Genomic DNA, 12,413 nt, shown 5'->3' on the forward strand with positions numbered 1-12,413 from the left:
TCCATCCATCTGCCACATTTACCACAGTTAATTCCGAGTAGTTATTGGACTTTAGTTTGTAAGGCAACCTTATCCTTAACTGTAGCCTGATGTGATTTCTGTTCGTCAGACCGGAGATTTGCCTACACCTTCCTTCAGATTCCACCTCACGATGGACACCCTTGGTGTTCAGCTATATCCTTCCCACTACTAGGGCGGATTCGGGACTTTCACCCATTAGAAACGTGCGCCGCTAGGCGCACATTCAAAAAGACTGTGCACAAACTTGTACACAGTCTTTTAATAATATGTATAGGCTAATTAGATCTCGGAAATTTTTACCGGACGGCCTTCATCCAGAGAGATTTTAGCTGCTTTCGCAATCTTAACCGGCATTAAGCCATCGATTCCGCCTACCGGAACTTCTTTGTCATTCATGACAGCGTCAACAAATGCGTTTGTCTCTGCGATGAATGCATTGTTATATCTTTCAAGGAAGAACCAGGTCGGTTTTTCGCAGACAACACCGTCAGCTGTGCTGATCATGGAAGTATCGTTCAGGTCGTTAGCTACCTGTACACAACCCTTTGCACAGTGAACTTCTGTTCTCTGATCATATCCGTATGGAGCTTCACGGCTGTTATCGATAACACCGATCGCACCATTTTCAAATTTCAGCATAACGATTGCTGTATCAACATCATCATATTTCTTGAACTCTTCGTCAATCATGACTGTACCGTAAGCACTTACTTCTGTAACTTCGCTTCCAGACAGGTAACGAACCATATCAAAGTCATGAATCATCATATCCATGAAGATACCACCGGATACTTTCACATATGCCATTGGCGGAGCTTCCGGGTCACGTGATGTAACTTTAACGATACTTGGAGCGCCCAGCATTCCGGATGCAACGGTATCTCTGACTTTTTTGTGGTTGTGGTCGAAACGGCGAACGAATCCAACCTGAAGTTTAACACCGGCTTTATCTACTGCTGCAAGCGCATCTTCAATCACTTTGATATCTGTTGCAATTGGTTTCTCACAGAAAATATGCTTTCCTGCCTCTGCGGCCTTTACAATAAATTCAGCATGTGTGTCTGTTGATGAACAGATAAATACTGCGTCAACATCTGGATTTGCAAATACAGCTTCGGAATCTTTTGTGACATTTGTGATACCAAGTCCTTTTGCCCACTCTTCTGTTGCTTCATTCATGAATGGATCTGCAATCATAACAACTTCAGCGTCCGGTACAGCGTTTACCAGATTTGTAGCATGAAGTTTACCGATTCTTCCGGCACCTAACATACCGATTCTAACTTTTTTTGCCATCTTATATACTTCCTTTCAAGTGATATTTTACAAATTATATTATAGTCTAATTTGCTTTCACAGTCAATCATAACAAAATGAAAATCTCATGTTTTTCCGTTTTCTGGAAACTTCAGGCATTTTTACTAGTTGCCCGGGCACACTTTTATTGCTGCTTCCGGATCAGCACAAAGATGAGAATTACCTCGATCACTTCAATAACGATGGCCGCCAGAAACAGCATCTCCCCGCTTTTCTGAAACATTTCCATGATAAATCCGACAAACAGCAGCATCAGAGCCAGTGTAAAGCCCAGAAAAACGTACGCGGCGGTCCGGTAAGAGCGCTTTCTCTCCTCATCGCTCATCTTTGAAAGGTCTCTTTTCTGCCCGTTTTTCACGAGTGAATATACGTTCAGCGGTATTTTGCCTTTTCCCATAAATGCTGACGCTGAATATTTTCCGCATTGCCCTGCCGCGATCAGACAGACAACGGCAATTGCCACATTGATAATTTTATCGATCATGTTCCTGTCTCCTGTTTTCCTTTTCTTCTTCCTGTTTTTCGTAATCTTCCCTTGCTGCTTCCAGATAGTCCTGCTCCCTGGTCTTTTTACTCGGTATAAACTTCTTCAGAATGCTGTCTGTTCCCCTGTTTTTTACATAGAAAAAACCGAGCAGTGAAAAAACTGCGGCACCGATAAAGTTGACGAACAGATCTTTCATGGTATCCAAAAGACCGATATCCAGGTAGCCGCCAATTCCAAGATCCTGTCCGTTGACCACAGTGTTCTGAATCCCCCTGATCACATATGGTTTATTCCCTCCCGCGGGATCCAGCATCACGCTGCTGATCGTGTGCAGCACCGTATCTTTCTGCATATCCAGGTGAAAAAAAAGATCCATTGCACATTCAAAAAATTCCCAGATCACTCCGATCGTCATGGAAAAGCAGAACGCAACGATTGCAATGAATACCGGCGACATGGTAAACACCAGTTTCTGATTGTCATTTAACAGAACAACCAGTGAAAATCCAATGGCTGCAGCCAGAAAGCCGTTCAGAGTATGTAGCAGAGTGTCCCAGAAAGGTATGATGATATAGAACTCCTGTATTTCTCCCAGTATTTCTGCTGCAAAGATAAACAGCAGAATAATAATCTCCAGTGCGGTCGGCAGTTCGATCCTGAATTTCACCTGAATAAAGCTCGGAACGATCAGGAGCAGCAATGTCAGCAGGCACAGAAATACGTTTTCATAATTGCCGTTAAAAAACTGCCGGATCATACTGAGCACGACCAGAATACGGAGAATGGCATACACGATGAAAGAACTCCTGTGTTCTTTCACCTCCATTTTCATGGCCGTGCTCAGAAGCTGAAAGTACTTTCTCATACTGTCCCTCCCAGCGGTGCCTCGAGATATGCGCGCAGCTGTTCCATCCTGGCTTCCGCACAGTCGATCCCCTGCTGATAAAGCGCCTCCAGCTTATCAGGACTGGACTCAGTCCGTTTAAATCCTCCGATATCCTGCGGTTCAATCACAAAAGCCTTACCTTCTTTCTCCAGTTCAAATACTCTCCGTCTGTTTGCATTATACCGCTTTGCCCTTGTCAGGAGCGCTTCCGCAAACTGCGGATATTTCCTGTAAATTCTGGCGGCCAGACGCGTGGTTCTGCTCTCCTCTTTCAGGTAAGAACGCTCTCTTGTCAGCACTACAATATTCTTATTACACCCCGAGCGGATTGCCTGCTCGATCGGAATGGAGTCCGCGATCCCTCCGTCCATATAGTATTTGCCGTCAATCTTTACCGGCTGGAACAGTATCGGCAGTGCACAGCTGGCCTGCAGCACTTTCCACCTGGTATCCTCTGCCGTAACTTTAAGATATTCTGCCTGCCCAGTTTTCAGCCTCGTCACACAGGCCACCAGTTCGCCGGGATAAGCCTTAAGCGCAGCATAATCATACGGTACCAGATGATTGGGCACTTCATCAAAGACAAATTTGATGTTATAAAAACTCTTATTGTTTTTCTGAAAAAGATAACGCGCCCCCATGTAGCGCGGGTCCACCATATATTCTCTGCTGATCTCATGGGCTCTGCCTCTCTGCCAGGAAGCATAGGAGGCACCGTTCGCGATTCCCGCCGAGGCTCCTATAATATAATCTGCCCGAATCTTCTCATCCATCAGGACATCCATCACACCGTTTGAGAAACAGGTGCGGCTTGCCCCTCCTTCCAGAATCAATCCCAATTTCATGTCATTCAAAACCCTTCCTCTTTTCTCAGCCTGCGCATCTCTTTTCTCTTCACTGCGGCGTCCCACTCCGCTTTTTCCGACTCCGTATCGACAATGAGACCCGGAACTTTTCTGGGACGGCCGTTTTCATCCACAGCCACCTGAACCAGATGAGCAATATTGATCAGGCGCCTGATTCCATCCAGACTCTCCACATACGTATCGACACGTATTTCCATGGAGGTGCTGCCGACATAGCTCATCCTGCCTATCAGTACAACCAGATCTCCCTGGAATGCGCCCCGGAGAAATTTCAGATTATCTACAGAGGCTGTGATAACATTAGACTGTGAATGGCGTATTGCCACCAGTCCGGCAATCTCATCAATCCATTCCATCAGCCTGCCGCCGAAGAGTCTTCCGGCTCCGTTGAGATGCTCCGGCCTTACCTGATAAATGACCTCTATCCTGGAATCGGATACTCGTTTTCTTGTCTCTCTTTCCACTTTTTATCTGCTCCTTATGAGTATAATGCAGGTGACTAAAACAGCTCCGTCTCGGTGACACACGTTGATTTAATCTGTTCTACCAGCGCCTGCAGTGCATCCACAACGTGAGGACGGATATCGCCTCCGATGAGTACCTGCATGATATCATCTCCCACAGACAGTTTCCCACTGTTAAGCCACACCCGTATATAACAGATCCCCGGCATTTGATACGTTTTCTCTGCCGCAGCAGACACTTTCTCCTCGTCATAGGAAAACAGCAGACCGGTCACGGGTTTTGCCGTTTTCTCTCCCAGACGGACTTTCGCCCTGGCTGTCTGGCGCACAACACCGTTGTGAATCAGATACATGCCGCAGCCGGATGCACTGCTGTCCGTCTTAGCCTCTCTCAGCCATATATCCACAGAAGGTGCCACGCCGCCGTTACCGCCCTCTACCGCAAATCTACTGATGTTCTTTGTCATAATAAGTCCTCCTTGTCACATGCTCTTTCACGGGACATAAAACGCATTGCTTTTGACTCTCGTATCATGGTATTGCTGTATCCAGTATATATTTTTCTGATAATTTTTGCAATAAAAACAAAGTAAGAACATTTGTTCTTGCTTTTTAGTTTCTTCTGTGTTACAATAAACAAAAACAAACATACGTTCTGATTCTTATGGAGGTTATATGCTTACCGTTACTCATTCATTTTCTTTACAGGAAAAACTGAATATTCTGGCCGACGCTGCAAAATATGACGTTGCATGCACATCCAGCGGTTCGGACCGGCGGGGAAAAACAGGATATCTCGGCAATTCTTTTGCTGCCGGAATCTGTCACAGTTTTGCCGGAGACGGACGCTGTATCTCTCTTTTGAAGATTTTGTACAGCAATGAATGCGTCTACGACTGCAAATACTGCGTCAACCGCCGTTCCAATGACCGCCCGAGGGCTACTTTTACCCCGGAAGAAGTCTGCAGGCTTACCATGGAGTTTTACCGCCGCAATTATATCGAAGGCCTGTTTCTGAGTTCCGGAGTCTGCAAAAGTCCTGAGTATACCATGGAACGAATCTATGAAACCCTGCTTCTGCTCCGTGAAACTTACCGCTTCAATGGATATATCCATGTCAAAGCCATTCCCTCTGCCCCGACGCAGCTTTTGACACAGGTAGGGTTTCTGGCTGACCGCATGAGCATCAATATGGAACTTCCTACCGAGGAAAGCCTGCACATGCTCGCCCCTCATAAGACATTCCAGAGTATCTTTGATCCCATGAAAGAGATGGCGCAGGGAATCGCCGCATCACGGCTTGCCATCGGCAAATCGTCATCCCTGGAGCGGCACCGTGCCAACCGGTATCTAACCGGAAGCATCTTCGGTCAAAAGCAGCTGGAGACCAGGCGGGAGTTTGATCCCGACAATGCCCCGGCAGTTTTCATGAAAAAGGGCGAAGAAGAAAATTCCGCATTTATCCCTGCCGGTCAGAGTACCCAGATGATCATCGGGGCCAGTCCGGAGAATGATTACCAGCTTTTGCTGACTTCACAGAACCTTTACCAGCGATTTGACCTGAAACGTGTCTTTTACTCTGCCTATATCCCGGTCAATGAGGACAGCCTTCTCCCTCCTCCTGACACAGCCGTTCCCCTTCTTCGGGAACACCGCCTTTATCAGGCTGACTGGCTGCTTCGCTTTTATGGCTTTCACGCGGAAGAACTTTTGAGTCCGGAACGTCCCAATTTCAATCCCCAGCTGGATCCAAAATGTGAATGGGCGCTTCGGCATCTGGAACACTTTCCGGCAGAGATCAACACTGCTTCGTTTGAAACCCTGCTCCGAATCCCGGGCATCGGCAACAAGTCCGCCATGCGCATTGTCAATGCGCGCAGGTACGGGAGCCTGGATTTTCCGCATCTGAAAAAGATCGGAGTGGTGCTGAAGCGTGCCCAGTATTTCATTACCTGCGGCGGCAGAATGATGTACCGGATACCGATGGAAGAAAAGTTTATCACACGCCAGCTGACCGGTATAGAACAGAAAGCGAACTGGGAACTGGCACATCCGCCCGTTTACCGGCAAATGTCACTGTTCGATGATATGAATCTGTCATATCCGCAGACTGTGGAGGGTATACGATGACTGTTTTTACATGTGCTGACGATTTCAGCTCCATGATGACCTGTATTTACGACGCCTGGGGAAGTGGTCTCGGCCACCGGAATATCCGTCTGATGACAGAACCCCTCTATGAGACCGAACTTTTCTGCAGTTACCGCCATGTTGAAGCAGATGAAGAAAAGACCGGTAAAGTGATCCGGTCCATTCAGTGTAAAATATCGTATGAAGTTTTCAAAATGGTCTTCCGTGCCAGCCTGTCATTTAAGGAAGACAAACTGGACTGCATCTACCGTTTTTTGCTGCTTGCGTTTCACCATGGTCCTTCTGTTACAGGGCGTCTGCAGGAACCTGCCGTCGCCGGCCTGTTCGAGATTGAGCGTAAAGTTTTAAATGAAGCACATTTGTTCCGTGAATTTATCCGCTTTTCCAGCGTCCAAAACGGCACTCTGGTCAGTCATATCGAACCGAAATGCAACGTCCTCCCCCTTCTGGCAGAGAACTTTTCCGACCGCATGCCTTCAGAAAACTGGATGATCATCGATGACACAAGAAAGAGCGCCGTGATCCATCCCGCCGACAGTTCATACTATATGACGCTTCTTACCCCGGAAGAGTTTTTGACTTTGCGCCGTACGGAGATCCGTGATGAATACAGCGCACTCTGGACTTCTTTTTTCCGGGCAGTCTCCATTGCCCCCAGAGAGAACCGCCGCTGTCAGCGTAATATGATGCCTCTCTGGTACCGGAAACATATGACGGAATTCATGACTTAAAGCTGTCAGGATGATACCTGAATGATATTTTTACACGACAGATACGGTTCTTCTTTCACCATCGTCGTAATGATCTTCGCATCCTCAAATGCCGCAAATCTTATCGGAGATATTTTCGAAATCTTGGAGCTGTCGCACAGTACGTAACACTCTCTGCACCGTTTCATGGCATATTCTTTGACCTTCGCCTCCCTGAGTCCCGGTGTCGTATATCCCGCCTCGATATCGACACCGTTTGTTCCAAAGAAACCTATGGTGAAATTATACTTCTGAAGACTTTCCAGAGCCTCTTCACCCACGATTGCTTCCGTAACGGACTTGAATTCCCCTCCCGGAAGATGTACATGAAACCCTTTAGCTGCAAGTTTTCTTGCATGCATCACTGCATTTGTGACAAACACCGCATTATTGGGTACCAGATAATCGATGATCTGTCCCGTCGTCGTTCCGGAATCCAGATAGACCAGATCGTTTGGTTTTACCAGGGCCGCGGCATATCTGGCGATCAGTCCTTTCTCATCCCGATTGATGTCTTCACGGATTTCTACAAAGGAGTCTGTATGAATCCCACTGTTACGAATGGCGATTGCACCTCCGTGTACTTTTGTCAGCAGCCCTCTTTTATCCAGTACGGTCAGATCACGACGTATCGTAGATTCTGATGTATTGAGCAGTTCGATCAGTTCCTGGACCTGAATACTCCCGCGCTCTTCGACCACACGTACGATCTCTTCCATTCTGTCTTCAATCAGCATATCTTTTCTCCTCGTTTCATGATCATTTCATCCCGGAAAGCAGTGCTTCTATTTCTTCCCTGGATGCCAGTTCTTCTGAAAATGCGCTGGCACTTCCCGCAGCAATCCCCATGTGCAGCGATTTTTGATAATCGCCCTCTGAAAAATAACCCGCCATAAATCCCGCAACCATCGAATCACCCGCTCCCACAGAATTCACCACACTCCCCTTGGGTGCCGCACTTATGAATACTTTCCCCGTCTCTGAAACGAGAATTGCTCCGGCTTCGGCCATTGAAACCAGCACATTCCTCGCCCCGCGGTTTTGAAGCTTTCTGGCGCACCGCACGATATCGTCCGGACCCTGCAAATCTTTTCGGAAAATCTCTGAAAGCTCATGATGATTTGGTTTAATTAAAAAGGGATGATAATCCAGTACACTGACAAGCAGATCTTTCGCTGCGTCTACGATAACCATGACCTTCTTTTCAGACATCCTTCTGGTTATATCGCGATAGATCGTGTCCGGCATTGAATTCGGAATACTCCCTGCCAAAACCAGCACATCCCCCTTTTCCAGCGTCTCAAGTCTGTTCAAAAGTTCTGCAACCGCATCACTTCCGATCGGAGGGCCCTGTCCGTTGATTTCACTCTCACTGCAGGAACGAAGTTTCATGTTAATGCGGGACCATCCCTGGCCGACCGATATTAATTCTTCCGTACACCCGGCCTCCCTGATTTTCTTTCGAATCTCTTCCCCTGTAAATCCTGCAATAAATCCGAGTATCGTGCTCGAAACACCCAGATTTTTTAACACGATTGACACATTGATTCCCTTTCCTCCGGGGAGGATACGTTCATTTTCTGTCCGGTTCATACCACCGATCGTAAAGTTTTTTACTGTAACGATATAGTCCAGCGATGGATTGCATGTTAACGTATAAATCATTCCTTTCCCCCCTTTCAGCAAAACTTCTTCTTATCTTATCATAATTTCTTTTTCAGTCACTGTCAATCAGAATCAGTCACTTTCATTCTGCCGGATAACACAGCCGGTTCAGCCAACAACAAAGCAGCCTACAGGATTCTCTCCCGCAGACCGCTCATATTCTGGATATATGATACCTGATTTCACCGGCAGTACATTCATATCACAGGATTTTGCTCTCTTTGACCCTTTGAACAGCCTGCTCTATCATCTTCTCCTCCTGAACAAGGGCAATCCTTACAAATCCTTCCCCTGACGGGCCAAAAGCGCTTCCCGGAGTAACCATAACGCCCGCCTCATTCAGCAGGGTCTCGACAAACACCAGAGAAGATGTGAAATTTCCGGGTATCGGTGCCCAGACAAACATAGTTGCCGGACTTCTTTCCATCTTCCATCCGATCGATGAGAATCCGTCACACAGGAGATCCCGACGCCTTTTATAAGCTTCTCTCGTAGCCGCAACACACTGCTGATCACCCAGTATCGCTGCTATTGCAGCTTTTTGCACCGGCAAAAACATCCCATAGTCCATATTGGATTTTAATCTGGTCAGCTGGCTTACCATCTGTTCGTTTCCAACGCAGAAACCAATACGCGCTCCTGCCAGTCCATATGTTTTGGAGAGTGAATTGAACTCCACTCCCACCTGCTTTGCTCCCGGATAAGACAGAAAGCTTTTTCCCTGCACGTTTTCATCGAAGATCAGCTCACTGTATGCGTTGTCATGCAGAACCATGATGTCATATTTTGCTGCAAATGCAATCAGTGTTTCATAAAAAGAATCTGTTGCCACAGCAGCAGTCGGATTATTCGGATAGGATACAACCATCAGCTTTGCCGCCCGCGCCGTCTCCTCCTCTATACTTTCAAAATCGATCAGATAATCACGTTCTCTTCTCAGCGGCATGTATGCAAGTCTGGCTCCCGCGATCCTGGGGCCATCCCCGAAAATAGGATAACAGGGGTCCTGAACGAGCACGGTATCACCCGGATCAGCGACAGAAAGGCTGATATGTGCCAGCCCTTCCTGGGATCCCAGAAGGGAAACGATCTCTGTCTCTGGATCCAGTGTCACCTGATATCTTCTCTGATACCACTGTGCAACCGCCCTGTGCAGCTCGGAAAGGTCTTTGATCGCATATACATAATTTCTCTTATCCTTCGCTGCTTCCACCAGCGCATCTATGATATGGGGTGCAGGGGGTATATTCGGCGTACCAATGCTGAGATCAATAACGGTTTCTCCTCTGCCTTCTTTTTCCTCTTTCATTTTCGCCAGTGTGGTAAAGATGCTCTCCCCAAATAACTCCATTCGCTCTGAGAACTGCATGTTCATCTCTCCTCTTTCAAAAATCTGTATTTTATATAGTGGAGAGTTTTTCTCTCCCCCTTTTCCGCCAGCATCCTCAGCAGAAATTCCATCTGTTTTTTTGTCTCACTGTGCACAAACCATAGCCGCTTTTTGCTCCTGAGATAGTAATTCAACGGAGCCTTATCCGAATATGACTCACCGGCATACGTCCTGCACGCGCTGATACGGTCCATGATCATTTCCGCTACATATTTGCGCGGCATCTGCATACCTGTGATCACAGTATCACAGTCCACTCCGTAGTCCACCCAATATTCATAGTGATGTTTATTGCGGCCTTTGTGATGCATCCAGGAGGTTGACACCCCAAGTGCCTCCCTCTCGGCATTATTTGGACTTCTGTTTCCCTGGTAATATCGGCATCCCACCCTGAATTCCGGCCAGGAATACTTCGACAGGTCATGAAGAAGCCCCTGCTTATAAAGGCCGATTCGGAAACAGTATCTCATGACCAGCAGCTTATGTTTTGTGATTGTTTTAAAATGCTTCCAGATATACATAACTATGACATCCTTATTCTATTTTCCCAATAATATAACAATTGTCCGAGGTGACACAACAAATCCCTTTTCTTCGTCCGGTTCTACCTCCACCTGATCATGACAGAAGCCCTCTCTCACCCTGTCAGCCGTATCGACTGCCAGGTACCATTTTTTATTCTCCGGCAGTTGCGGCAGCGCAAAGGTATACGGATTCCAGTGCATATTACATGCAATGTAAATAAAGCTGTCCGGTTTTCCCTCGCTGTCCCTGGCGTATTCCCCGCAGTACAGGATTCCTATGCTCCTGCTCTGAGGTTCCATCTCCGAAAACCAGGCTCTGCGGCTGTGATAAGAGATTTCCGGAAATCCGAGAGACAGGTAATCCGTATCGCGCGGCTCCCGTTCCATATGCAGAATCGGATGGCTTTTTCGGAATGCGATGGCCTCTTTTACAAAGCCCCACATCTCCTCACAGCGTTTGCTTCTTCCCCAGTCCACCCATCCAACCGGATTGTCCTGACAATAGGCATTGTTGTTTCCTTCCTGTGAGTTACATCGCTCATCGCCGGCATAGATCATCGGTGTTCCCTGGCTCATCAGCAGAAGAAGTACAGCATTTTTCATCTGCCTTCTTCTTAATTCAACCACGTTCAGTTTGCGCGTGGGTCCTTCCGCACCGCAGTTCCAGCTGAAATTGTATGTGCTGCCGTCCCGGTTTTCCTCACCGTTCGCTTCATTATGTTTTTCATTATAGGTAACCATATCCGCAAGCGTAAATCCATCCTGGTATGCCATATAATTGATGATGCCGCATGCTGCAGGATTTCGCCTGTTGTTGCAGATGTAACGTGCAACCTGGTTCTCGTCGCCTTTCAGAAAACAGCGTGCACTGATCATAAATTCAGAATTGTATTCAGCCAGATTCCGGTATTTGGGCAGCTTTCCGGGATAAATACCGTCAGCTGCAAATCCCTGATATAAAATCTTCGTATGTTTAAGCAGAGCATCCTGCGCAATGATCTCAATCGGAATATGATCACCGACCAGATGAAATCCATCGATATGATAAAAAAGCTTCCAGTAGCGGAGAATTTCCACGATCATCAGGGGATTCGTCTTACGTGAAAAATAGAATTCCATCAGACACTCCATACCGGCCCTGTGAAATGAATCGACACAATGCTGGAATTCCCGGATACAGTCTCTGTCCTCACAAAATGCAGCCTTCGGTGTAAAATAATATCCCTCCGTATATCCCCAGTAATTGATGTCCGGCGTTGGCGTCTGAACAGAGACGCCGTGTTCAGAAGCAATGCGTTCCCTGGTCTCCCTGTTTTCCAGGAAATCATACGCAGGCATCAGCTCTACCGAGGTCACGCCTAATTCTTTCAGATACGGTATTTTCTCTGCAAGTCCCCGAAAAGTTCCCTTGCTGGCAGAGCGGGAGCTGCGGTGCGCGGTGAACCCGCGTACGTGCAGCTTATAAAGAATCATATCCGGATACGGTATAAAGATACCCGGCGTTTCAGAGGGACTTTTATCTGATAAAATTCCCCTGACACTGTGCCGCTGTCCATCCGGCAATTTTTTTCCAAACACGTGCCGCCCGGTTACCGCCTTAGCACAGGGATCCGTTATGATCTTCCCGTCTATCCTGTAATTATATTCTATATCATCCGCATCTAAATGCTCTATCCAGACAGCAGCTATACCTCCTGTACGAAATTCCTCAGTCAGAGGTATTTCTTTCCAGACTTCCCCGCTTCCTTTGGGATACAGCACGAGACTGGCCTCTTCACAGTCATCCACGGCAATTGTGAAATTATATCCGCCATTGTGCTGCTGTGCACCCATTAACTGCGGCAATCCCTTTTGTATCTCAAACCTCTTTACCTCTGCTGCTTTTGTCAATTC

At 47.2% G+C, this 12,413-nt stretch carries 13 protein-coding genes; 2 read left to right on the top strand and 11 right to left on the bottom strand.

What is annotated here, in order from left to right:
- Positions 1 to 300 precede the first annotated feature (300 nt).
- The 6 genes from iolG to NQ502_RS02395 all read right to left on the bottom strand — a co-directional run bounded on the left by iolG (position 301) and on the right by NQ502_RS02395 (position 4,508).
- Entirely contained in the window at positions 301 to 1,317 is a 1,017-nt protein-coding gene (gene iolG / locus NQ502_RS02370) for an inositol 2-dehydrogenase (protein WP_028530251.1), read from the bottom strand.
- A 145-nt stretch (positions 1,318 to 1,462) separates the two neighbouring features.
- Positions 1,463 to 1,822: a hypothetical protein gene (locus tag NQ502_RS02375; RefSeq protein WP_028530252.1), complete on the bottom strand. Its 360-nt coding sequence runs from the start codon at positions 1,820 to 1,822 to the stop codon at positions 1,463 to 1,465.
- Positions 1,812 to 2,690 carry a hypothetical protein gene (locus tag NQ502_RS02380; protein WP_028530253.1) on the bottom strand — a complete coding sequence of 293 codons (879 nt, stop codon included), beginning with the start codon at positions 2,688 to 2,690 and terminating at the stop codon, positions 1,812 to 1,814. Before NQ502_RS02380 ends, NQ502_RS02375 begins: the two co-directional genes overlap by 11 nt.
- Positions 2,687 to 3,556, bottom strand: a complete 870-nt coding sequence (locus NQ502_RS02385) for a patatin-like phospholipase family protein (RefSeq protein ID WP_028530254.1) — start codon at positions 3,554 to 3,556, stop codon at positions 2,687 to 2,689. Before NQ502_RS02385 ends, NQ502_RS02380 begins: the two co-directional genes overlap by 4 nt.
- A 5-nt stretch (positions 3,557 to 3,561) precedes the next feature.
- Complete coding sequence (locus NQ502_RS02390) at positions 3,562 to 4,041, bottom strand: acyl-CoA thioesterase (protein ID WP_028530255.1); 480 nt, start codon at positions 4,039 to 4,041, stop codon at positions 3,562 to 3,564.
- Positions 4,042 to 4,076: 35 nt separating this feature from the next.
- Positions 4,077 to 4,508 carry a molybdenum cofactor biosynthesis protein MoaE gene (locus NQ502_RS02395; protein WP_044983638.1) on the bottom strand — a complete coding sequence of 144 codons (432 nt, stop codon included), beginning with the start codon at positions 4,506 to 4,508 and terminating at the stop codon, positions 4,077 to 4,079.
- A gap of 208 nt (positions 4,509 to 4,716) precedes the next feature.
- Here NQ502_RS02395 and NQ502_RS02400 point away from each other — a divergent pair, with 208 nt between their 5' ends.
- Entirely contained in the window at positions 4,717 to 6,171 is a 1,455-nt protein-coding gene (locus NQ502_RS02400) for a putative DNA modification/repair radical SAM protein (protein WP_028530257.1), read from the top strand.
- Complete coding sequence (locus tag NQ502_RS02405) at positions 6,168 to 6,923, top strand: TIGR03915 family putative DNA repair protein (protein WP_028530258.1); 756 nt, start codon at positions 6,168 to 6,170, stop codon at positions 6,921 to 6,923. Before NQ502_RS02400 ends, NQ502_RS02405 begins: the two co-directional genes overlap by 4 nt.
- Positions 6,924 to 6,928: 5 nt before the next feature.
- On the opposite strand, the gene NQ502_RS02410 is transcribed toward NQ502_RS02405, so the two are convergent.
- The 5 genes from NQ502_RS02410 to NQ502_RS02430 all read right to left on the bottom strand — a co-directional run bounded on the left by NQ502_RS02410 (position 6,929) and on the right by NQ502_RS02430 (position 12,410).
- Positions 6,929 to 7,678, bottom strand: coding sequence for a DeoR/GlpR family DNA-binding transcription regulator (locus NQ502_RS02410; protein ID WP_028530259.1), 750 nt, complete (start codon positions 7,676 to 7,678; stop codon positions 6,929 to 6,931).
- Between the two features lie 22 nt (positions 7,679 to 7,700).
- Entirely contained in the window at positions 7,701 to 8,606 is a 906-nt protein-coding gene (pfkB, locus tag NQ502_RS02415; RefSeq protein ID WP_028530260.1) for a 1-phosphofructokinase, read from the bottom strand.
- A 202-nt stretch (positions 8,607 to 8,808) separates the two neighbouring features.
- The gene (locus NQ502_RS02420; protein WP_028530261.1) at positions 8,809 to 9,975 is read right to left on the bottom strand and encodes an aminotransferase class I/II-fold pyridoxal phosphate-dependent enzyme; all 1,167 of its coding nucleotides are present in this window, start codon (positions 9,973 to 9,975) and stop codon (positions 8,809 to 8,811) included.
- Between the two features lie 2 nt (positions 9,976 to 9,977).
- Entirely contained in the window at positions 9,978 to 10,517 is a 540-nt protein-coding gene (locus tag NQ502_RS02425) for a DUF5662 family protein (RefSeq protein ID WP_028530262.1), read from the bottom strand.
- Positions 10,518 to 10,535: 18 nt separating this feature from the next.
- Positions 10,536 to 12,410: a hypothetical protein gene (locus tag NQ502_RS02430; RefSeq protein ID WP_083963532.1), complete on the bottom strand. Its 1,875-nt coding sequence runs from the start codon at positions 12,408 to 12,410 to the stop codon at positions 10,536 to 10,538.
- Between the last annotated feature and the right edge of the window lie 3 nt (positions 12,411 to 12,413).

This window comes from Ruminococcus gauvreauii (genome assembly GCF_025151995.1).
Lineage (GTDB): Bacteria > Bacillota > Clostridia > Lachnospirales > Lachnospiraceae > Ruminococcus_G > Ruminococcus_G gauvreauii.

Coding starts and splice junctions, on each gene's coding strand:
- NQ502_RS02410 (WP_028530259.1), bottom strand. CDS start 7,678: ATGCTGATTGAAGACAGAATGGAAGAGATCGTACGTGTGGTCGAAGAG.
- pfkB (WP_028530260.1), bottom strand. CDS start 8,606: ATGATTTATACGTTAACATGCAATCCATCGCTGGACTATATCGTTACA.
- NQ502_RS02395 (WP_044983638.1), bottom strand. CDS start 4,508: ATGACAAAGAACATCAGTAGATTTGCGGTAGAGGGCGGTAACGGCGGC.
- iolG (WP_028530251.1), bottom strand. CDS start 1,317: ATGGCAAAAAAAGTTAGAATCGGTATGTTAGGTGCCGGAAGAATCGGT.
- NQ502_RS02380 (WP_028530253.1), bottom strand. CDS start 2,690: ATGAGAAAGTACTTTCAGCTTCTGAGCACGGCCATGAAAATGGAGGTG.
- NQ502_RS02420 (WP_028530261.1), bottom strand. CDS start 9,975: ATGCAGTTCTCAGAGCGAATGGAGTTATTTGGGGAGAGCATCTTTACC.
- NQ502_RS02385 (WP_028530254.1), bottom strand. CDS start 3,556: ATGAAATTGGGATTGATTCTGGAAGGAGGGGCAAGCCGCACCTGTTTC.
- NQ502_RS02405 (WP_028530258.1), top strand. CDS start 6,168: ATGACTGTTTTTACATGTGCTGACGATTTCAGCTCCATGATGACCTGT.
- NQ502_RS02375 (WP_028530252.1), bottom strand. CDS start 1,822: ATGATCGATAAAATTATCAATGTGGCAATTGCCGTTGTCTGTCTGATC.
- NQ502_RS02425 (WP_028530262.1), bottom strand. CDS start 10,517: ATGTATATCTGGAAGCATTTTAAAACAATCACAAAACATAAGCTGCTG.
- NQ502_RS02400 (WP_028530257.1), top strand. CDS start 4,717: ATGCTTACCGTTACTCATTCATTTTCTTTACAGGAAAAACTGAATATT.